This is a genomic window from Pseudomonas fluorescens, from assembly GCF_041354075.1.
GTDB classification, from domain to species: Bacteria; Pseudomonadota; Gammaproteobacteria; order Pseudomonadales; family Pseudomonadaceae; genus Aquipseudomonas; species Aquipseudomonas fluorescens_CE.
This window is the reverse complement of the sequence record NZ_JARZGC010000006.1, coordinates 314,858-334,612: the sequence shown is the minus strand read 5'-3', so window position 1 is coordinate 334,612 and position 19,755 is coordinate 314,858. Positions and strand designations below refer to the sequence as shown.

At 63.4% G+C, this 19,755-nt stretch carries 19 protein-coding genes and 1 pseudogene; 10 read left to right on the top strand and 10 right to left on the bottom strand.

Features of this window, described 5'->3' with window-relative positions; translation table 11 throughout:
• Positions 1-176: 176 nt before the first annotated feature.
• The 3 genes from QIW53_RS11020 to QIW53_RS11010 form a co-directional block, all read right to left on the bottom strand.
• On the bottom strand, positions 177-896 hold the full coding sequence (locus QIW53_RS11020) for an anti-sigma factor (protein WP_371049668.1): 720 nt from the start codon (positions 894-896) through the stop codon (positions 177-179).
• Positions 893-1,441: a sigma-70 family RNA polymerase sigma factor gene (locus QIW53_RS11015; RefSeq protein ID WP_371049667.1), complete on the bottom strand. Its 549-nt coding sequence runs from the start codon at positions 1,439-1,441 to the stop codon at positions 893-895. The genes QIW53_RS11020 and QIW53_RS11015 overlap by 4 nt, the downstream gene beginning before the upstream one ends.
• Positions 1,442-1,636: 195 nt before the next feature.
• A complete protein-coding gene (locus QIW53_RS11010; RefSeq protein ID WP_371049666.1) occupies positions 1,637-2,158 on the bottom strand; it encodes a DUF3455 domain-containing protein in 522 nt (173 codons plus the stop codon).
• Positions 2,159-2,316: 158 nt separating this feature from the next.
• Between QIW53_RS11010 and QIW53_RS11005 the strand changes: the two genes are divergently transcribed.
• Positions 2,317-2,940 carry a glutathione S-transferase family protein gene (locus QIW53_RS11005; protein ID WP_371049665.1) on the top strand — a complete coding sequence of 208 codons (624 nt, stop codon included), beginning with the start codon at positions 2,317-2,319 and terminating at the stop codon, positions 2,938-2,940.
• Between the two features lie 128 nt (positions 2,941-3,068).
• Here QIW53_RS11005 and QIW53_RS11000 read toward each other — a convergent pair whose 3' ends face one another.
• Positions 3,069-3,509, bottom strand: coding sequence for a CBS domain-containing protein (locus QIW53_RS11000; protein ID WP_371049664.1), 441 nt, complete (start codon positions 3,507-3,509; stop codon positions 3,069-3,071).
• A gap of 191 nt (positions 3,510-3,700) precedes the next feature.
• Between QIW53_RS11000 and QIW53_RS10995 the strand changes: the two genes are divergently transcribed.
• A complete protein-coding gene (locus tag QIW53_RS10995) occupies positions 3,701-6,061 on the top strand; it encodes a DNA polymerase II (protein WP_371049677.1) in 2,361 nt (786 codons plus the stop codon).
• Here the strand turns inward: QIW53_RS10995 and QIW53_RS10990 are convergent.
• The 3 genes and pseudogenes from QIW53_RS10990 to QIW53_RS10980 form a co-directional block, all read right to left on the bottom strand.
• Positions 6,026-6,496 carry a DUF1810 domain-containing protein gene (locus tag QIW53_RS10990; RefSeq protein WP_371049663.1) on the bottom strand — a complete coding sequence of 157 codons (471 nt, stop codon included), beginning with the start codon at positions 6,494-6,496 and terminating at the stop codon, positions 6,026-6,028. The genes QIW53_RS10995 and QIW53_RS10990 overlap by 36 nt on opposite strands.
• Before the next feature lie 29 nt (positions 6,497-6,525).
• Positions 6,526-6,705, bottom strand: a pseudogene (locus QIW53_RS10985) (aldo/keto reductase); the annotation flags it as partial.
• Between the two features lie 118 nt (positions 6,706-6,823).
• Complete coding sequence (locus tag QIW53_RS10980) at positions 6,824-7,972, bottom strand: aldose epimerase family protein (RefSeq protein ID WP_371049662.1); 1,149 nt, start codon at positions 7,970-7,972, stop codon at positions 6,824-6,826.
• Positions 7,973-8,209: 237 nt separating this feature from the next.
• Between QIW53_RS10980 and QIW53_RS10975 the strand changes: the two genes are divergently transcribed.
• Both QIW53_RS10975 and QIW53_RS10970 read left to right on the top strand, forming a co-directional pair.
• A complete protein-coding gene (locus QIW53_RS10975) occupies positions 8,210-8,959 on the top strand; it encodes a hypothetical protein (RefSeq protein WP_371049661.1) in 750 nt (249 codons plus the stop codon).
• Between the two features lie 112 nt (positions 8,960-9,071).
• Complete coding sequence (locus QIW53_RS10970; protein ID WP_371049660.1) at positions 9,072-9,857, top strand: sulfite exporter TauE/SafE family protein; 786 nt, start codon at positions 9,072-9,074, stop codon at positions 9,855-9,857.
• 11 nt (positions 9,858-9,868) lie between these two features.
• Here the strand turns inward: QIW53_RS10970 and QIW53_RS10965 are convergent, their stop codons facing one another.
• A complete protein-coding gene (locus QIW53_RS10965; RefSeq protein WP_371049659.1) occupies positions 9,869-11,125 on the bottom strand; it encodes an MFS transporter in 1,257 nt (418 codons plus the stop codon).
• A gap of 275 nt (positions 11,126-11,400) precedes the next feature.
• On the opposite strand from QIW53_RS10965, the gene QIW53_RS10960 reads away from it, so the two are divergent.
• The 5 genes from QIW53_RS10960 to QIW53_RS10940 are packed head-to-tail and all read left to right on the top strand — an operon-like array spanning position 11,401 to position 16,017.
• On the top strand, positions 11,401-12,747 hold the full coding sequence (locus QIW53_RS10960; protein ID WP_371049658.1) for an epoxide hydrolase family protein: 1,347 nt from the start codon (positions 11,401-11,403) through the stop codon (positions 12,745-12,747).
• A 59-nt stretch (positions 12,748-12,806) separates the two neighbouring features.
• Positions 12,807-13,877 (top strand): alpha/beta fold hydrolase, encoded by a 1,071-nt coding sequence (locus QIW53_RS10955; RefSeq protein WP_371049657.1) that lies wholly within the window; start codon positions 12,807-12,809, stop codon positions 13,875-13,877.
• A gap of 24 nt (positions 13,878-13,901) precedes the next feature.
• Complete coding sequence (locus QIW53_RS10950; RefSeq protein WP_371049656.1) at positions 13,902-14,405, top strand: cytochrome P460 family protein; 504 nt, start codon at positions 13,902-13,904, stop codon at positions 14,403-14,405.
• Between the two features lie 23 nt (positions 14,406-14,428).
• On the top strand, positions 14,429-15,214 hold the full coding sequence (locus QIW53_RS10945) for an alpha/beta fold hydrolase (RefSeq protein WP_371049655.1): 786 nt from the start codon (positions 14,429-14,431) through the stop codon (positions 15,212-15,214).
• 50 nt (positions 15,215-15,264) lie between these two features.
• Positions 15,265-16,017, top strand: coding sequence for a 3-oxoacyl-ACP reductase family protein (locus QIW53_RS10940; protein WP_371049654.1), 753 nt, complete (start codon positions 15,265-15,267; stop codon positions 16,015-16,017).
• A gap of 62 nt (positions 16,018-16,079) precedes the next feature.
• On the opposite strand, the gene QIW53_RS10935 is transcribed toward QIW53_RS10940, so the two are convergent.
• A complete protein-coding gene (locus tag QIW53_RS10935) occupies positions 16,080-17,294 on the bottom strand; it encodes an MFS transporter (protein ID WP_371049653.1) in 1,215 nt (404 codons plus the stop codon).
• 154 nt (positions 17,295-17,448) lie between these two features.
• Here QIW53_RS10935 and QIW53_RS10930 point away from each other — a divergent pair, with 154 nt between their 5' ends.
• Positions 17,449-18,264 carry an AraC family transcriptional regulator gene (locus tag QIW53_RS10930; RefSeq protein ID WP_371049652.1) on the top strand — a complete coding sequence of 272 codons (816 nt, stop codon included), beginning with the start codon at positions 17,449-17,451 and terminating at the stop codon, positions 18,262-18,264.
• A gap of 56 nt (positions 18,265-18,320) precedes the next feature.
• Here the strand turns inward: QIW53_RS10930 and QIW53_RS10925 are convergent, their stop codons facing one another.
• A complete protein-coding gene (locus QIW53_RS10925; RefSeq protein WP_371049651.1) occupies positions 18,321-19,754 on the bottom strand; it encodes a catalase in 1,434 nt (477 codons plus the stop codon).
• Position 19,755: the final 1 nt, after the last annotated feature.

Sequence of the window (19,755 nt, the reverse complement as noted above, 5' to 3'; positions counted from 1 at the left end):
GGATGATTTGGCGTTTCATGGTGGTGTGCTCCGGGGTGTTATTGGTTGGTATGGGTGTGATGTTACGCCCCGGAATTTTTAAGAGAACTTCATTGACGTGATGTTGAACATCGACGCCAGTGATGATTTGTCAGGCTCCCTGCGCGTGAGATTGATGGTTCGTATAGGGAAGGGGTTCAGATGACCTTCACCGCGCGACCGATGAATTGAATCGGCCCGGTCGGCTTGCCGATCGGCGAGCCGGTGCGGTTTTCCAGGGTCAGTTCGAACAGCTGGTCCGGCTGCAGCGGCGGCAGCTTGTCCAGCGGCACCGACAGGGTCTGCCCGGGCTTGACCAGGCCCAGGGACACCGGCCCCTGCCAGCCTTCGGCCTTGGTCCAGAACTCCAGCGCCTTGTCTTCCGGAACCTGCGCAACCCCGAGCGGAATCAGCTGGATCTCCCTGGAACTGCTGGCCTGGATCACCCAGCCTGGCGCTTTGTCCTGCGGCGCGACGAGCACCACCAGATAGGTCGGTTTGACCGTGGCCTGGGTCAACAGCAACGTCCCCAGCACCAGCGACGCTGCGAGCCCGGCACCGGCAAACCCGCGCCACAGCCCCAGCCGGTTCCACCAGGAGGGCGGCGCGCTCGCGGCGCTGGCCGAGCGTGGCTGCGAGGCGTTGAGGCTGCGCTCGATGCGGTGCCACAGATGGGGCGACGGGGTCACGGGCTCGGCCAGCTCCGTCAGGCCGAGCAGACGCCGTTCCCAGCCATCCACCGCCCTGCGCAGCGCATGATCGTCGCGCAGGCGTTGTTGAACCTCGGTACGTCGTTCGGGCGAGAGCGTGCCCAGCACATATTCGCTGGCCAGTTCGTCGCGTTCGTCCGGGGTTTCTTCCACAGGTCGAGTGGTCATCCCATGCACTCCCGCAGGGCGGTCAGGCTGCGTTTGATCCAGGCCTTGACGGTGCCCAGTGGCGTGCCGAGCTTGTGTGAAATCTGCGCGTGCGAGTAACCGTCGACGTAGGCGTGCAGGATGCAATCGCGCCGCGCCGGTTCCAGTTGTTCCAGGCACAGGTGAATGCGTGACGAGTGGGCCTGTGCCTCGAAGGTTTCAACGTCGTGGTACTCGTCGATGTCGCCCTGGATCTCGCGGCTGTGGTCGCGGATGAAATTGAGCGCCAGGTGCCGTGTCACGCTGTACATCCAGCCCCGTGCCGTCCCGCGCGCCGGGTCGAAACGTGCTGCGCCGGCCCAGATCTTGAGAAAGGCATCGTGGACGATGTCTTCGGCCAGCGCATTGTCCCGCACCAGACGCCTGGCCACGCCGAGCAATCGCGGGCTCTCCTGCTCGTACAGCGCCCGCAGGGCCTGACGCTCGCCCCGGCCACAGGCGAGGAGGTGGGCTTCATAATCGAAAAGGGTGTCGGGCAAGGGCACACGCTCAGTCGTTCTGGTCATGCAGTGCAATCTAGCAAACAATCGGGATACCTGGGTTTGCATCTGAATACCAACCCGGCATGCCCCCTGTAGGAGCGAGCATGTCGAGGCGTCGAACCGTCGCGATGGTGGCCAACGATAACGCTGGCTTACTGGCACCCCGTGTCGCCTGGTCCTCCATCGCGAGCATGCTCGCTCCTACAGGGGAGGTGAAAGTCAGCTGGCAGACCAGAAAATATAATCCGCCTGGTACTTCACCACTTCCTGTTTGCCTTTGTTGGCCGCCGTGCATTCTGCGCTGGGGGCCACGCCGCCCTTGAGTGCCACGCGCTGGATGTAGCTGACGCCGTTCATCGCGCCCTTGCCCTCGGCCGGGTTGGCCTTGACCAGTTGATACGGCAGATTGCCCGGGCTCGACGGGGCGACGGCCAGTTGGGTGCCGGTGACTTTCGAGCCGTCCTTCGCTTGCCAGGTGGCGGGTGGGCCGAAATAGGTGCCGACCTGTTTGCCACTGCGATCATTGAGCACCGCCTTGGGCCCGACGAAGAACCACTCGGTCTGCCCGGCGGCGTTGGCCTTGTCGCGGCATTCGTAGGTGATTTCACCGACCCCGGTGGTTTCCATCGCCACCTTGTGCCCGTCCGGTACCTTGATGCTGTCGGGCAGTGCGGTCTGGGCAAATGCCGCAGGCGTGGCAGTGAACAAAGCGGCAAGGCACATCAGCTGTCTGGCGTTCATGAAATTCTCTCCGTTTATGAGTCATTCGCTGCGCAACCACTGCGGCTGCTACAGGTACTACCCGTCGGAAAGCGATTTGGATGCAGCGGCAAAAAAAGAAATTTCCCGGCAGCCGCGCAGTCAGCTGCTACAAAGAGAAGACCACAGTGGAGGTGTGTATGTACCAACTCTACGGGCATCGGAACTCCGGCGCCGCCGCCATCGAAGCCGCGCTGGAGCTGTGCGCGGTGCCTTATCGCTTCATCGACGTCGAACTGGCCATGGAGGCGGCGATCGAACTGGAGAAGCTCAACCCGCTCAAGCAGATCCCGACCCTGCAATTGCCCGACGGCAGCATCCTCACCGAAAGTGCGGCCATCCTGCTGCACCTGGCGCTGACCTTTCCCGAAGCCGGCCTGCTGCCGAAGGCGCCTGCCGAGCGCGACCAGGCGATACGTGGCCTGATCTACATCGTCAGCAATTGCTACGCGGCCATCGGCATCATCGATTACCCCGAGCGCTGGCTGTCGGCGGCCGATCATGCCGCCCGGGAAAACCTGGTGGCCGGCGCGCGCCAACGGCTGCACTGGAGCTGGGAAGTGTTTGCCGATGAGTTTTCCGGGGAGTTGTACCTGGGGGAGGAAACCCCGGGAGCGCTGGATGTGCTGGCGGCGGTGGTCACGCGCTGGGCCGGTAGCCGGGCCCATCTGCGCCACGCCCGCCCGGGTTTTTTCGCCTGGCTGGAGCGCATCGACCGGCATCCGACATTGGCGCCGGTGTTTGCACGGCATTGGCCGGGTTGAGTGCGCCGCAGACCAGAATGTGGCAGCGGGCTTGCTCGCGAAGGCGGCGTGTCAGGCTCAACTCTGTTGAATGTTCTGCAGCCTTCGCGAGCAAGCCCGCTCCCACAGGGAGGGCGTGGTGTTTGGGCTTATTCCCCGCGAATGTACTGCTCCAACTGCCGGATCAGCTCCGCTTGTTCGGCGATGGCTTCCTTGACCAGGTCGCCGATCGACAGCAAGCCGATCAGTTTGCCGTCCTGCACCACCGGCAAGTGGCGCAGGCGCTTGTCGGACATGATGCCCAGGCAGGTATCGACGGTCTGGTGGGTGTCCACGGTGATGACCGGCGACACCATGATGTCGCGCACCGGCGTGCCCACCGAGGAGCGCCCGTGCAGCACCAGTTTGCGCGCGTAGTCGCGTTCGCTGATGATCCCCAGCACTTGCTCATTCTCCACCACCAGCAGCGCACCGACGTTCTTCTCGGCCATTTTCATCAGCGCTTCGAGCACCATGTGGTCGGGTTTGATCTGGTGCACTTCCTGATTTTTCTGATCTTTCAACTTGAGCAGTTGGGCGACGGTTTTCATGGTGTCTTCTCGGGTGTTGTCGTTGTTCCTGAAGAATCGTAGACCCTGACGTCCAGAGCAAGGCGCAAAGCGGCAGATAACGTGCAAAAAACGTCATTTGCCGGTTTTTCTTGCATGAACCCGTGGCAGCGAGCCCATCCCCGGCAATGACGCGTAGAATTGCCTTCCTGATCGACGTTGAGGTTGCAGTGGTGGATTTACAGCGGGGCTTCGTCCTGACCCGGCATTGGCGCGACACCCCGAAGGGTACGGAAGTCGAATTCTGGCTGGCGACCGACAGTGGCCCCCGGCGCATTCGCCTGCCGCCTCAACCGTCGGTGGCGTTCATTGCCGCCGAGCAGCGCGAACAGGCCGAAGCGGTGCTGCTGGACGAAAAAAATGTCGAGCTCAAGCCCCTGGCCCTGAAGGACTTCGATCACCGCCCGGTACTTGGCCTGTATTGCCAGCAGCACGGGCAGCTGATGCGCCTGGAAACCGCCCTGCGCAAGGCCGGTGTCGAGCTGTTCGAAGGCGACGTGCGGCCTCCGGAACGCTACATGATGGAGCGTTTCATCACCGCTCCGGTGGTCTTCGGCGGCACGCCCGATGCCGAAGGGCTGCTGGTCGACGCGCAGATGAAACCCGATCCCGATTATCGGCCGAGCCTGCAGCTGGTATCCCTGGACATCGAAACCACCGCCCAGGGCGATCTGTATTCCATCGCCCTGGAAGGCTGCGGCGAACGCCAGGTCTACATGCTGGGCCCGCCCAACGGCGACGCCAGCGCCGTGGATTTCCAGCTCGAATACTGCGATTCGCGCACGGTGCTGCTGAAGAAGCTCAACGAATGGTTCGCCCGGCATGACCCTGACGCGATCATCGGCTGGAACCTCGTGCAGTTCGACCTGCGGGTGCTGCACGAACATGCGCGTCGCTTGGGGGTGCCGCTCAAGCTGGGGCGTGGCGGCGAAGAAATGCAATGGCGCGAACACGGCAGCCGCCACCACTTTTTCGCCGCAGCGGCCGGGCGCTTGATCATTGATGGTATCGAGTCCCTGCGCTCGGCGACCTGGAGCTTTCCCTCGTTCAGCCTGGAAAACGTCGCGCAGACCTTGTTGGGCGAAGGCAAGGCGATCAGCACACCGTACCAGCGCATGGACGAAATCAACCGCATGTTCGCCGAGGACAAGCCGGCCCTGGCCACCTACAACCTCAAGGACTGCGAACTGGTCACGCGGATTTTCGCCAGGACCCAGTTGCTCACCTTCCTGCTGGAGCGGGCCAGTGTCACCGGTCTGCCGGCCGATCGCAGCGGCGGCTCAGTGGCGGCATTCACCCACCTGTACATGCCGCTGATGCATCGCCAGGGGTTCGTGGCGCCCAACCTGGGCAGCAAACCGGCCCAGGCCAGCCCCGGCGGGTTTGTCATGGACTCGCAACCGGGCCTGTATGAATCGGTGCTGGTCCTCGACTACAAGAGCCTCTATCCGTCGATCATCCGCACCTTCCTCATCGACCCGGTGGGGTTGATCGAGGGCCTCAGGCATCCCGAGGACAGCGAATCGGTGCCGGGCTTTCGCGGCGCCCGTTTCTCCAGGACCCGGCATTGCCTGCCGGCCATTGTCGCGCGGGTCGCCGAGGGCCGCGAAACCGCCAAGCGCGAGCACAACGCGCCGTTGTCCCAGGCGCTGAAGATCATCATGAACGCCTTTTACGGCGTGCTCGGCTCCAGCGGCTGCCGTTTTTTCGACACGCGGCTGGCATCGTCCATCACCCTGCGCGGGCACGAGATCATGTTGCGCACCCGGCAACTGATCGAAGCCCAGGGGCACACGGTGATCTATGGCGACACCGACTCGACGTTCGTCTGGCTGCGCCGCGCTCACGGTCAACAGGAAGCGGCGCAGATCGGCCACGCCCTGGTGGATCACGTCAACCAGTGGTGGCGCGAGCATGTGCAGCAGCAGTACGGCTTGCAAAGCGCCCTGGAACTGCAGTTCGAAACCCACTACAAACGTTTTCTGATGCCCACCATCCGCGGGGCGGAGGAGGGCAGCAAGAAGCGTTATGCCGGGCTGGTCACCCGCGACGACGGCAGCGAGGAAATGGTTTACAAGGGGCTGGAAACCGTACGTACCGACTGGTCGCTGTTGGCCCGGCAGTTCCAGCAGGAGCTGTATTCGTTGATCTTTCATCGCAAGCCCTACCAGGATTACGTGCGCGACTATGTACGCAAGACCCTGGCCGGCGAGTTCGACGATCGGCTGGTCTACCGCAAGCGTCTGCGCCGAACCCTGGATGACTACGAGCGCAATGTGCCGCCGCATGTGCGTGCGGCGCGGATCGCCGACGACTACAACGATCGTCAGGGACGGCCTCGGCAATACCAGAATGGCGGCTGGATCAGCTACGTGATCAGCGTCGCCGGCCCCGAACCCCTGGAAATCCGCCACGCGCCCATCGACTACGATCACTACATCACGCGCCAGCTGCAACCGGTGGCCGACGCGATCCTTCCGTTCGTCGACGATGATTTCTCAACCCTGGTTGGGGGGCAACTGGGCCTGTTTTGAGTCCAGCAGCGTCAGCGTCCATCCGTCCGGGATACCGTGGAAGTAACGCTCCAGCGCTTGATGGAAGAGGCTGGCCGGAGGGGCGAACTGCGCGAACAGGGTCATCGATGAATGGAATTTCAGCTCATCCGGGTGACCGAACACCTCGGCGATCGAGCGTTCACGGATATCCAGAACCGACTGCGTGCAGGCGAGCAGCCGTGGACCCAGCAGGGCATGTTGCAGGTAGGCCGCAGCTTCTTCGCCGGAGCGAATGGCAAAGCGTCGGGACATTTCGCTGTCGCCCAGGCCGGCGAACTGCGGAAAGACGAACCACATCCAGTGACTGCGCTTGCGCCCGGCACCGAGTTCGTTCTGCACGCGCTGCAACACAGGGTTCTGCGCCAGGACAAAGCGCTGCAGATTGAAGGCATCGAGCTGATCGGTGCTTCTCATCGGAAGCCCTCCGCCAGAACCGCGATGGCTCAGACCATGGCCAGTCGCTGTTTGCGTTGTGGCGCGCGAAACGCTTGGTCCAGCGCCTCCAGATCCTTGATATGAAGTTGCAGTTGCGCGGGTCCCTGTTCCCACCGAACCGCCTTGGGGATGGTGATCACGCCATCCTGTCGCAGAATCCACGCCAGCGCTACCTGCGCCGAGGTCGCTGCAGGCCAACCTCCAGTGAAACCTGGAATTACTCCAGTTGGCAGCAGAATAGCCCACGGGTTCCCTTGGCCGGTAGCCGCCGGCCTGGAACGGGCTGGCGGCAGGCGGCGGGAGGTGTTACTGGGCGGTGAATTTCAGCACGGTGTTCTGGGTGTAGGTCTTGCCTGGGTCCAGGCGGGTGGACGGGAAACCCGGCTGATTGGGCGCGTCCGGATAATGTTGGGTTTCCAGGGTGAACGCGCTCCAGTGTGCGTAGGTCTTGCCCGCCTTGCCCTTGACCGAACCGTCGAGGAAGTTGCTGGTGTAGAACTGCACGCCGGGCTCGGTGGTGTAGAGCTGCAAGCGGCGCCCGGACTGCGGATCGCTGACCTCGGCGGCGAGCTTGCCCAGGTCGCCCTTGGCATCGAGCACCCAGTTGAAGTCGAAACCGCCTTGTTTGGGCTCGGCGAACTTCAGTTGCGGGTGGTTGGCTTTGATGTTCTTGCCGATGGCGGTGGGCTGGGTGAAGTCCATCGGGGTGCCGGCCACCGGGGCCAGTTCGCCGGTGGGGATCAACTTGCCGTTGACCGGGGTGTAACGGCTCGCGTGCAAGGTGGCGAGCTGTTGCAACACATCGCCGTTGCCTGCACCCGCCAGGTTGAAATAGCTGTGGTTGGTCAGGTTGAGCACCGTGGGCTTGTCGGTGGAAGCCTTGTAGTCGATGCGCAGTTCGTTGCGCTCGTTGAGGCTGTAGGTGACCTCGGTTTCCAGGTCGCCGGGGAAACCCATTTCACCGTCGGCCGAGCGGTACGTCAGCGTTACGCCCACCGAGTCCTTGCCCTGGGTCGCCCGGGCTTTCCAGACGTGTTTGTCAAAACCCTGAGGGCCGCCGTGCAGCGAGTTGGAACCATCGTTCTGCGGCACCTGGTAGCGTTTGCCATCCAGTTCGAAGGCGCCGTTGGCCAGGCGATTGCCGAAGCGTCCGATGGTCGCGCCGAAGTAGGCCTTGCCGGCCTGATAACCCTGGACGTCATCGAAGCCGAGCACCACGTCTTCGACCTTGCCGTGCTTGTCGGGCACGGCCAGCGCCTGCAACGTTGCGCCGTAGGTGATGACGGTGGCCTGCATGCCGTGGCTGTTGCGCAGCACGTATTGCTCGACGGGCGTGCCGTCGCTGGTTTTACCGAAGTTTTTCTGTTCGCTGGACAGGCCGGCAGCCTGGGCGGAGAGGGTGGCGATCATCAGTGAGAGTCCAAGGAGGCACAGCGGAGAGCGGGATTGAAGCATGGTCAACCTTCCTTTTTCTTGTTGTTGGATAAGTAGTCATACTAGTGGCCGATTTGTTATTCGGCAGGTGGGAATTTATAGCGGGTTCTGCTGGTATTGCACTAATAAAGTATGACTATTTTGCGTGAGCCCGAATCTACGACGGCTCGGCACTGCACTTTTTCGCGATTCCCGGCTCTATCCTTGGCCAGCCTGCGGCGATCCCCACCGCCGGCCCATGCCCAAGTCCGCGTACCCATGGCCCGAGTTTTACCCACAAGCGTTGTGCCCATCCGCCGCCTTTGCCTGCTGCTGGCCCTGCTGTCGATGCTGTTCACTTCCGGGTGCAGCCAGCAGCAGGGGCGCGACATCGTCAGCCAGTTCCGCGAGGGCAGACCCCAGGAATTTCTCCAGACCAGCGTGGACCGCATGGCGACCCTGGCCATGCGCGACAACCTCGATAGCCTCTACCTGTTGATGAGCAAGCTCTACCTGCGCAACCCGCAGGAGCTGAAAAAGTCCGGTTTCCTCGACGCCCGCACGGCCGGGAAACAGGTGCGCCTGGCCATCGAACAGCAACAACCGCTGCCGACCCTGGGCGGCAGGAAAGACCTGGCGGCGCTGAGTTACGCCATGAGCCCGGAGTTTCTCGGCGACCGGGTAGGTGCCTTCATCTATGCCATCGGCAGCATGCTGGTGACTGCGCATGGCAATCGGATGGAGTTCTACATGACCGATGCGATCAACCCGACCTTCGTCAACAACGCCGCGCGCAACATCGAGAAAGCCACCTGGATCCTCAGCCAGCGGCAAACTGCCGATGGTCAGCCGCTGCTGTTTTCCAACGAGATATCGGAAGAGGGCAGTAACCTGAGTTTTGCCGTGGAATTCGGCAAGATCGTCGCGCGCCTCGACCTGTTGACCCAGATGCTCGACGAACGCTACCGGCGGATCGGCCTGAACTATGCGCAGAGCCTGTTGTTCCTGAATTTCCTGCCGGTGCAGTGACCACCCCGCAGGAAATTGTTTATGGAATAAACATAGATCGCATCGATATAAGTGGTTATAAGAAAAATCGCTATCCTGCGGGCCAGTTTTTTCCTGCTTCGTGGGCGTTTTGATGGAATTCGGTGATTTCGGCTTAATCGTGGCAGGCCTGGTGGTGGGCTTCATCGTTGGCATGACCGGCGTGGGGGGAGGTTCACTGATGACCCCGATCCTGTTGTGGTTCGGCGTCAACCCGGCCACGGCGGTCGGCACGGACTTGTTGTACGCGGCGATTACCAAATCCAGTGGCGTGCTGGTGCATCGCAAGAACAACAACATCGACTGGGCCATTACCGGTTGGCTGACCCTGGGCAGCGTGCCGGCGGTGGCGCTGACCCTGTGGTTCCTGAGCACCCTGCAAACCTCGCCCGAGGCGATGAACGCCGTCATCAAGCAGGCGCTGGGCTTCGTGTTGTTCGCCACGGCGCTGGCGATCTTCTTCAAGAAACGCCTGCTCGATTTTGCCCACAAACGCGCCGGCGGCCACTACAACCCGAGCGGCCGGCGCTTGAACGCACTGACGGTCATCACCGGCCTGATTCTCGGCACCATGGTGGCGCTGACCTCGATTGGCGCCGGCGCCCTGGGCACCGTGGCCTTGTTCATCCTCTACCCGCTGCTGCCGACCCGCCGCCTGGTGGGCACCGAAATCGCCCACGCCGTGCCGCTGACCCTGGTGGCCGGCCTTGGCCACGCCAGCATGGGCAACATGGATTGGCAGGTGCTGGGTTTCCTGTTGGTGGGTTCGCTGCCCGGGATTTACCTGGGCAGCCACCTGACCGGGCGCATCTCCGACGACTGGCTGCGCCCGTGCCTGGCGACCATGCTGGTGCTGATCGGCTTCAAGCTGGCGTTCTAGGCTGACCGAGCTCAGCTCAGCCTGGCACCCCGCCAGATCAGCAGCGCCGCCAGCAACTGGCTGCCGGCAAAGACGCTGAACAGCTCCAGGGCGCTCCACCGTGCATCCAGCAGCAGGCCCGCGACGGCCGGCGAAAGGATCGCGCCAAGACGTCCCCCCGCCAGCACCAGGCCGACGCCGCGGCTGCGCAGGGCGGTGGCGAATGCCTGCGGCGCCAGGGTGAACAGCGCGGCGATGGCGCCATTGAGCAACAACCCGCAGCTGAAACCGATGGCCACCGCCAGGCCCTGAACGCCCGTGGCTGGCACCATCAACGGCATCAGCACCGCGTTGAGCAGTACAAAGCCCAACAACAGCCGATTGCCGCCGAAACGATGCGCCCCCAGGCCCATCAACAGCGCGCCGAGCATGCCGCCCAGGCTCAACAGGATCCCGCCCGTCGCACCTTCCGTCTCGGAAAAGCCGTGCTGCACCATCAGCGTCGGGGTCCAGCTCATCACGAAGTAGAAGCAGAACATGATGAGGAAAAAGGCCAGCGTCAGTGAGGTGGTCTGGCGCCACTGGGCGGACGCGAACAACGCTCGGTAACCTGTCGCATGCACAGGCTGCATCGGGCTGGCGCCTGACCACCGGGCGTCGCGGCGCTGTCGCTGCAGCCCCAGGAACGCCTCGGATTCGCTCAGCCACCGCACGCCGGCGAAGGTCACGATGAAGGTGATCACTGCACCTGCAAGAAACACGTAGCGCCAGCCAAGGCCTTCATTGAACACCTGTGCCAGCACGCCGCCCAGGCTCACGCCGAGGGCGAAGGCCACTGATTGCAGGGCAATTGCCAGGCCGCGACGATGGGCGCTGGCGTGCTCATGGGTCAACACATTGGCGCCCACCAGCACCACCCCCAGGCCAATGCCGGTCAGGGTGCGCAGCAGCATCAACGCGCTCAAGCCCTGGCTCCAGAAGCACAGCAGCATGCACAGGCCGCTGAACGACAGGCCGGCCAGCAGCAAGGGTCGACGCCCGTAGCGATCCGCCATGGGGGCAGCGAACAGCGAGCCGCCGGCCATCCCGACCAGGCTGGCACTGAGCAGCATCCCGAGTTCGGTCCCGGTCAACGCCCATTGCGCCGCAACGCTGGCCGCCGTGAAGGCCATGACCATGGCGTTCATGCCATCGACCACGTTGAAGAGCATGCACAGGCCGACCACCGCCCAGCAGGTGGACGCCAGTGCCGGTTCGTTCATCGGCTCGTGCAGCGTGCGCTCACTCATTGCCACCCATCCCTTGCTTTCCCCTGCGTCGACCCATTCAACCTCGCGCCCTCCCGGGCGCGTTCCGCGCTGCTGACGACACCATTCAGGGGTATCGGCTGGCAAGTGATACTTAGGTATCGACCGACACCTACGTGCAATCGTCCCGAGGCTGGGCGGGTGGTTTTATCAAGCCTGCGTGAGCTGGTTCGAGCCAATGACCGAGGCCACTGCCCGGTCGCCGATCCAGTCATTCGCGCTGCGCCTGCAGGCCACTTACTCAAAGGAGATTGAACATGCATGCAGTTTCGTCCGTTCTTGCCTGGCCGCGCTGCCTGGCGTCATCCGCCCGGCTGCATCTGCTCGGTTTTGCCCTGATCGCCGGCAGCAGTGGCGCATGGGCCGCCAACGCTGCATCGGCGCAATCGGAAGCCATTCGGCCGTATCGCATCCACGTCGATGAAGCGCAACTGACCGACCTGCGCCAGCGCATCGCCAACACCCGCTGGCCCGACAAGGAGACGGTCAGCGACGTCAGCCAGGGTGTGCAACTGGCCGAGGTGCAGGCGCTGGTGAAGTATTGGGGCAGCGATTACGACTGGCGCAGGGCGGAGGCGAAGCTCAATGCCTTGCCCGAGTTCATCACCCGGATCGACGGTGTCGACATCCAGTTCATCCACGTGCGTTCGCGCAACCCCAATGCCATGCCGCTGATCCTCACCCATGGCTGGCCGGGTTCGCAGTTCGAGTTCCTCAAGACCATCGGCCCGCTGACCGATCCGACCGCTTACGGTGGGCGTATCGAGGACTCCTTCGACGTGGTGATCCCGTCGATTCCCGGTCATGGGTTCTCGGGTAAACCTACCGAACTCGGTTGGGGGCCGGACCGGGTGGCCAAGGCCTGGGATGTGTTGATGAAGCGCCTGGGCTACAGCCATTACGTGTCCCAGGGCGGCGATCACGGGTCGGTGGTCTCCGACGCGTTGGGCCGCCTGGCGCCGCCGGGATTGCTGGGCATTCACCTGAACATGCCGGCCACGATTCCGCCGGAGCTGGTGAAGCCGATCTTCAGCGGCGATCCGGCGCCGAGCGGGCTGGGTGATTCGGAGCGCGCCGCTTTCAATTCGCTGAGTACCTTCTTCGGCCGCAACGCCGCCTACGGCGCGATGATGGTCACTCGACCGCAGACCATCGGCTATCTGCTGGCCGATTCTCCGTCCGGCACGGCGGCGTGGATGTACGAGAAGATCGCCGCCTGGACCGACAGCGACGGCAAGCCCGAACGCGTCCTGAGCCGCGATGAAATACTCGACGACATCAGCCTGTACTGGCTGACCAACGCCGGCGCCTCGTCCTCGCGCTTCTATTGGGAGAACAACAACAATAACTTCAGCGCTGCGGCGCAGAAGACCGCCGAGATCAAGGTCCCGGTGGCGATCACCGTGTTCCCGCACGAGATCTACCGTGCCCCGAAAAGCTGGGCCGAGCGCGCCTATCCCTCGCTTTCCTATTTCAACGAAGTCAGCAAAGGCGGGCACTTCGCCTCCTGGGAACAGCCGCAACTGTTCAGCGAAGAGCTACGCGCCGCCTTCCGACCCTTGCGCGCGGCAGCGAACAAGACGGCCGCGAAAACCGCACCGTAAATCCTGCATGACCGATCCATCACGCGGCGGCCATGGGGCCGTCGCTCGGGAGACTTACCATGAGCACCCAGTTCAACTCTCACGCTGTCCCGCGCCATCTGCGTTTTTTCGCCTGCACGGTTCTGACGGCGGCCATCATGCAATTCGGCGCCCTGACGCTGACCTCGTCGTCAGCCCAGGCCGCCGAGGTAGCGGCCGCCACGATCGGTACCCTGACGCCGGGCACTCACGCGTCCCTGGGTCCACTCAAGCAGGTCAAGGCCGGCCTGCTGGACGTGGCTTACGCCGAACTGGGCCCGGCCGACGGGCCGGTGGTCATCCTGTTGCACGGCTGGCCCTACGATATCCACAGCTACGCTGATGTCGCGCCGGCCCTGGCAGCCCAGGGCTATCGCGTGCTGGTGCCCTACGCGCGGGGTTACGGCGATACGCAGTTCCTGTCGGCCAAAACCATTCGCAACGGCCAGCCGGCCGCGCTTGCCAAAGACGTGATCGATTTCATGGACGCGCTGCACATCAAGCAGGCGGTGTTCGGCGGATATGACTGGGGCGCACGCACCGCCGATATCGTGGCGGCCTTGTGGCCGGAGCGGGTCAAGGCGCTGGTGGCGGTCAGTGGTTACCTGATCGGTAGCCAAGAGGCGGGCAAGGCACCGCTGCCGCCCGCTGCCGAATTGCAGTGGTGGTACCAGTTCTACTTCGCGACCGAACGCGGTCGCCTGGGGTACGAAAAAAACACCCACGATTTCGCCAAGCTGATCTGGAAACTGGCTTCGCCCAAGTGGGCGTTCGATGACGCGACGTACGAGCGCAGCGCCGCCGCCTTGCAAAACCCCGATCACGTCGCCGTGTCGATCTTCAACTATCGCTGGCGTCTGGGCCTGACCAAGGGCGAGGCGCGGTACGACGCACTGGAGAAAAAACTCGCACAGGGCCCGTCCATCAGTGTGCCGACCATCACGATGGAGGGCGATGCCAACGGTGCGCCTCATCCACCGGCCGAAGCCTATGCCAAGCGATTCACGGGCAAGTACGAGCACCGGCTGATCGAAGGCGGCATTGGTCACAACTTGCCCCAGGAGGCCCCGCAAGCCTTCGCCCAGGCCGTTATCGACGCCGACCATCTCTGATTGGCAATGCGCGGGATAACCACGATGAAACTCACCTGTCTGGCCGTGTTGTCCACGGCCCTTGCTTCGGCTGCGCTGGTCGCGACCGGTATTGCCCTGGGCGACAGCAGCGCCGCCTCGCCGATCTACGGCGTGACACTTCCCGAGGGTTATCGCCAGTGGCCATTGGTCGCTCCAGCGGTGGAAGCCGCGCCCCTGGATGAACTGCGGGCAGTGGTCGGCAACCCGCAGGCGATCAAGGCGTATCAAGCCTCGACGCTGCCGTTTCCCGACGGCACGGTGCTGGTCAAGCTGGCCTGGAAACGCGTGCAGTCCACGGAGTTCGAGCCCGCCTCGATCCCCGGTGCGGCGACCACCGTTCAGGTCATGGTCAAGGACTCGAAAAAATATGCATCAACCGGCGGCTGGGGTTTCGGCCGCTTCATCAACGGTCAGCCGGCCGATGAGGCACAGCACCAGACCTGCTTCGCCTGCCATCAGGCGCGCGTGCAGAACCACGATTACGTCTTCACCCGGTTGGCTTTCTAAACCTTCACGAAAAGGGTTCACCCATGAAAAGAGTCATGACTGCACTGGCGATCAGCGTCAGCCTGATCGCCGCCACCCACGCCGTTGCCCAGCCTGAAAAACCCACGGTCGTGCTGGTGCACGGCGCGTTCGCCGACGCCTCCAGCTGGAGCGGTGTAGTGAAGATCCTCGAAAAGGATGGCTACACCGTGATCGCCGCCGCCAATCCGCTGCGCAGTGTGAAAAGCGATGGCGCGGCGGTTTCCGCGTTGTTGTCGAGCATCAAGTCGCCGGTGGTATTGGTCGGCCATTCCTATGGCGGCAATGTCATCAGCTCGGCAGCGAACGGCCACCCCACGGTGAAGGCGCTGGTCTATGTCAGTGCCTTCGCACCCGAGGCCGGTGAAACCGTCGCCGGCCTGGCCGGAAAATTCCCCGGCAGCACCCTCGGCCCGACCCTGGCCGCGCCGGTCACTCTGGCCGACGGCGGCAAGGACCTGTACATCCAGCAGGACAAGTTCCACGACCAGTTTGCCGCCGATGTACCCGCGCCGGAGGCGGCCTTGATGGCGGCGACCCAGCGTCCGGTCACCGACGCGGCGCTGAATGAGAAGGCCGGCCAACCGGCCTGGAAGACGGTGTCTTCCTGGTTCATCTATGGCGACCAGGACAAGAACATTCCTCCACAGGCCATGGCCTTCATGGCCAGCCGCGCCGGTGCCAAAGAGGTGGACGTGGTCAAGGGCGCCTCCCACGTGGTGATGGTGTCCAACCCCGAGCCCGTCGCCCGGCTGATCGAAAAAGCTGCGGCGGCTTCCGCCTCCCTGTAATTCGCCCGCAGGAATCGTCCCTGCCTTCCACACCAACACAGGTATTGAACATGTCCACACTCACACAGCGTTTAACCGGCAGGACGGCATTGGTCACCGGAGGCTCGCGCGGCATCGGCGCCGCCATCGTCCGCCGCCTGGCCAGAGAAGGCGCCGCCGTCGCGTTCACCTATTCGTCATCGGCAGAGAAAGCCCAGGCGCTGGTCGCCAGCATCGAAGGCGAGGGTGGCAAAGCGTTGGCCATCAGGGCCAACAGCCAATTCGCCGAGGACATCGAGCATGCCATCAGCTTTACCGTGCAGAAGTTGGGCGCGTTGAACATTCTGGTGAACAACGCCGGGATACTCGCGCTGGGCACGGTGGATGATTTCACCGTCGAGGCGTTCGACGAGCTGTACGCGGTGAACGTGCGGGCCACTTACATCGCCGCCCGTGCCTGCTCCCGGGTCATGAATCGCGGCGACCGGATCATCACGATTGGCAGTGTGTCGGGCGAGCGTTCCGGTTTCCCCGGCTCCAGCGGCTACTCCATGAGCAAGGCGGCGATGATCGGCCTGGTCCGTGGTCTGGCCCTGGACTTCGCGGCGCGCGGCATCACCGTCAACAATATCCAGCCCGGCCCTACCGCGACCGACATGAACCCGGCCGACGCACCTTACTTGGAACACGTCATCAGTCGGGTGCCCGTGGGGCGTTTGGGCACCGCTGATGAAATCGCCGGCATGGCGGCTTACCTGGCCAGCGAGGAGGCCTCGTTCGTCACCGGTTCGAGCCTCACGGTCGACGGCGGTTACCTGGCCTGATGGTTCACCCGGTCAGCCAAGGAGGGCAGGCCGGGTGCCTGCCCTCGGCGTTTTCAGAGAATTCAGGCCACGGCGGCCTGCGGCATGGGTTCGGCAGCCGGCTTGAGCAGCGGGGTGATGCACAGCATCAGGATCAATACCCCGAACAACAGCGTGTAGGCCGGGCCGAAGTGACCGCTGTAGTCACGCAAGGCACCGAACAGCAGCGGGCCAAGCGCGGCGATCAGGTAACCAACGAACAACATGAACACGGTCCACAAACCGGCCTGTTCCGCGTTGGCCGCGTTATCCAACGGCAAGGTCATGGCGACGGTAAAACCCATGCCCAGGCCAATGGCCGCCAGGACGACATAAAGAATCGGCAACCCGGTGGGCAGGAAGGCCATCCCGGCGACACCCAGTGTTGCCAGCAACGTCGAGAGCCCCAGCAGACCCCGGCGATCATGCGCCTTGCCGGGAAGCAGGCCGGCACAGACACTGGCCACCGCGAACACGGCGGTGAAGACCCCGAGCAGGGTGCCAGGGGACCAGGTCGTGACCGCCGTTTCCGTGGAGGCCGGTGCCATCCAGGCGAAGAGGGCGTAGACCACGAATTGACCGGCGCCGAAGTTCAGCGCCACCCACCAGGCCTGCGGGTTGCGCCAGGGCAGACGGGTCGCCGCACCCGGGCGTGCGGGGGCCAGAGGTGAGGGCGTGGCGAAGGTCCTGGTCATCCAGATCCAGCTGGCTACGGCGCTCAGGCACAGCAGGCTCCACACCCCGGCACTGACACGCCAGCTCTGGGCCAGCTCGGCAATCGGTGCGCTGAAGACCGCCGCAAGCGTGGCGCCGACGCTGAGCCCGGCGGCATAAATACCCATGAACAATGAGGCCCGGTGCGGGAAATGGGTCTTGATCCAGCCGCCGGTCATGGCGCCGGCGATGGCGATGCCGACGCTGGCAACGAAGGTACTGCCCAACAGGAACACCGCATTGGGCGACAGCGCTCGCAGCAGGGTGGCGATGCCGAGCAGCAGCAACGCGACCACCACGCAGCGGTCGATGCCGAAGCGCCGGGCCAGCCCCGGCACCATCAGGGCAAAGAGTCCCATGCAGACATCGGGAATGGACGTCAGCAGCGCGGCCTGGGTGTAGCTCAACTGGAAGTGTTGCTGGATCAGCAACAGAATCGGTCCCACCGAGATGATCGCTGGGCGCAACGCGAGGGACAGCACCAGCAAGCCGATCACGGCCGCGATGCTGTGGGTGTTGCCGGGAGAATCAGGAGAGTGTGCCATGTGTGCGGCCTCGTCAGGAAAGTCAGAAACAAGGCTAACAACAGCTGTTCGATGGTATATGCCATGTGTTGTCGTGTAAGTGACATCTGGTGACGGAGCGTGTTTTGATGATTTCGCCTCACGACCACCCCCCCAAACCCACGAGCCTCAGCCAGTGAAGCGAACAGAGCGGAACGTCGTCGACCGTGAAACACCGTCGGTGCGCAGCGAGAATTACCTGGACTACCAGGACGTGCCGCGCCTGATGACCGTGCTGGTGCGCAATCAGCACACGGGCGAGTACAACGAGCCGCATACCCATCGGCACGGGCAGTTGTTGTACGCCTCCAGCGGCGTGATGCGGGTGGCGACGCCGACGGGGTTGTGGGTACTGCCGCCGAAACGGGCGTTGTGGATTCCGCCGCACATCGTCCATGACCAGCTCATGCTCAGCCCGGTGACCATGCGCTCGGTCTACATCGAACCCGAGGTGGCGCTGCGTTTTGGTGACAGTTGCAAGGTGGTGGACATTTCGCCCTTGCTGCGTGAATTGATCCTGACCCTGGCGGAACAATCGATCGAGTACCCGCCGGAGGGGCGCAATGCCCACGTCGTGGCCCTGATCCTCAGCGAGCTCGACGTCGCCCGAACCCTGCCCCTGCAGATTCCATGGCCCCGGGATCGTCGACTGCTGACGGTTTGCAGCGCCATTCTCGAGAACCCCGAACACGTCCACTCGGTGGATTATTGGGCGGGCCGGGTCGGCGCCAGTTCACGCACGCTGATCCGGCTTTTCCAGAACGAAACCGGCTTGAATTTCCGCCATTGGGTCCAGCAGGTCCGCCTGGCGACGGCGATCGACCGGCTCGACAAAGGACAGGCCATCAGCCGCATCGCCCGTGACCTGGGTTATGGCAGCCAGAGCGCATTCAGCGCCATGTTCCGCCGCCTGATGGGCGAGTCGCCCCGGGAGTTCATGGCGCGTGGCTGATGCACAGCCCTGCAACTGAACCCCGTGGGAGCGAACCCGCCCTCACAGGTCTGATATCAACCCAAGGCTTCGATGGCCCGCGCCACACCCGACCCATATTGCGGATCGGCCGCTGTGCAGTTGTCGATATGGCGCTGTTTCACCTGTGCCGAGGCGCCCTGGATCGCGCGTGCGGTGTTGTCGAACAGCGCCTGTTTCTGCGCCGCGTCCATCAAGCGGAACAACGCCCCCGGTTGGGAGAAATAGTCGGCGTCTTCGCGGTGATTCCAGTGATCGGCGCTGCCCTGCAAGGCCAGAGGCGGCTCACGGAAGTCCGGTTGTTCGACCCATTCCTGGTAACTGTTGGGTTCGTACCCCAGGGTACTGCCGGCATTGGCATTGATGCGCATCTGGCCGTCGCGATGGTAGCTGTTCACCGGGCAGCGGGCCGCATTCACCGGAATCTGATGGTGGTTGACCCCGACGCGATAGCGCTGGGCATCGCCATAGGAGAACAGGCGCGCCTGCAACATCTTGTCCGGCGAGAAGCTGATGCCGGGCACCACGTTGGCCGGGTTGAACGCCGCTTGCTCGACGTCTGCGAAGTAGTTGTCGGGGTTGCGATTGAGCTCCAGCACGCCGACTTCGATCAACGGATAGTCGGCATGGGGCCAGACTTTCGTCAGGTCGAACGGGTTGATCGGGTAGGTGGCGGCGTCCGTTTCCGGCATCACCTGCACGAACAGTTTCCAGCGAGGGAAGTTTCCCTGCTCGATGCTTTCGTACAGGTCCCGTTGCGCGCTTTCACGGTCGCAAGCGACCACGGCGCCTGCCTCGGCGTCGGTGAGGTTGGCGATGCCCTGTTCGGTTTTCCAGGTGAACTTGACCCACGAACGCTGGTTGTCCGGGCTGATGAAGCTGAACGTATGGCTGCCGAAACCGTGCATGTGCCGATAGGATTGCGGCAGGCCGCGGTCACTCATGACGATGGTGACCTGATGCAGAGCTTCGGGCAGCAAGGTCCAGAAGTCCCAGTTGTTGTTGGCGCTGCGCATGTTGGTGCGCGGGTCGCGCTTGACCGCGCGATTGAGGTCGGGAAACTTCAGCGGATCGCGCAGGAAGAACACCGGCGTGTTGTTGCCCACCAGGTCCCAGTTGCCTTGCTCGGTATAGAACTTGATGGCAAACCCACGGATATCGCGCTCGGCGTCGGCGGCGCCGCGTTCACCCGCCACGGTCGAAAACCGCACGAAGATATCGGTGGTCTTGCCGACGTGGGAGAACAGTTTTGCCTTGGTGAAGCGGGTGATGTCGTGGGTCACGGTAAAGGTGCCATGGGCCCCCGATCCCTTGGCGTGCATGCGTCGTTCGGGAATCACTTCGCGGTCAAAATGCGCGAGCTTTTCCAGCAGCCATACGTCCTGCAATAACACCGGGCCCCGGGGGCCCGCCGTTTGTGAATTGTTGTTGTCGACCACCGGTGCACCGGCGGCGGTTGTCAGCTTGTTCATC

Bases quoted from the DNA above. Each gene is read 5' to 3' on its own strand.
- QIW53_RS11020 (WP_371049668.1), bottom strand. From the start codon at position 896: ATGACCACTCGACCTGTGGAAGAAACCCCGGACGAACGCGACGAACTG.
- QIW53_RS11015 (WP_371049667.1), bottom strand. From the start codon at position 1,441: ATGACCAGAACGACTGAGCGTGTGCCCTTGCCCGACACCCTTTTCGAT.
- QIW53_RS11010 (WP_371049666.1), bottom strand. From the start codon at position 2,158: ATGAACGCCAGACAGCTGATGTGCCTTGCCGCTTTGTTCACTGCCACG.
- QIW53_RS11005 (WP_371049665.1), top strand. From the start codon at position 2,317: ATGTACCAACTCTACGGGCATCGGAACTCCGGCGCCGCCGCCATCGAA.
- QIW53_RS11000 (WP_371049664.1), bottom strand. From the start codon at position 3,509: ATGAAAACCGTCGCCCAACTGCTCAAGTTGAAAGATCAGAAAAATCAG.
- QIW53_RS10990 (WP_371049663.1), bottom strand. From the start codon at position 6,496: ATGAGAAGCACCGATCAGCTCGATGCCTTCAATCTGCAGCGCTTTGTC.
- QIW53_RS10980 (WP_371049662.1), bottom strand. From the start codon at position 7,972: ATGCTTCAATCCCGCTCTCCGCTGTGCCTCCTTGGACTCTCACTGATG.
- QIW53_RS10975 (WP_371049661.1), top strand. From the start codon at position 8,210: ATGGCCCGAGTTTTACCCACAAGCGTTGTGCCCATCCGCCGCCTTTGC.
- QIW53_RS10970 (WP_371049660.1), top strand. From the start codon at position 9,072: ATGGAATTCGGTGATTTCGGCTTAATCGTGGCAGGCCTGGTGGTGGGC.
- QIW53_RS10965 (WP_371049659.1), bottom strand. From the start codon at position 11,125: ATGAGTGAGCGCACGCTGCACGAGCCGATGAACGAACCGGCACTGGCG.
- QIW53_RS10960 (WP_371049658.1), top strand. From the start codon at position 11,401: ATGCATGCAGTTTCGTCCGTTCTTGCCTGGCCGCGCTGCCTGGCGTCA.
- QIW53_RS10955 (WP_371049657.1), top strand. From the start codon at position 12,807: ATGAGCACCCAGTTCAACTCTCACGCTGTCCCGCGCCATCTGCGTTTT.
- QIW53_RS10950 (WP_371049656.1), top strand. From the start codon at position 13,902: ATGAAACTCACCTGTCTGGCCGTGTTGTCCACGGCCCTTGCTTCGGCT.
- QIW53_RS10945 (WP_371049655.1), top strand. From the start codon at position 14,429: ATGAAAAGAGTCATGACTGCACTGGCGATCAGCGTCAGCCTGATCGCC.
- QIW53_RS10940 (WP_371049654.1), top strand. From the start codon at position 15,265: ATGTCCACACTCACACAGCGTTTAACCGGCAGGACGGCATTGGTCACC.
- QIW53_RS10935 (WP_371049653.1), bottom strand. From the start codon at position 17,294: ATGGCACACTCTCCTGATTCTCCCGGCAACACCCACAGCATCGCGGCC.
- QIW53_RS10925 (WP_371049651.1), bottom strand. From the start codon at position 19,754: ATGAACAAGCTGACAACCGCCGCCGGTGCACCGGTGGTCGACAACAAC.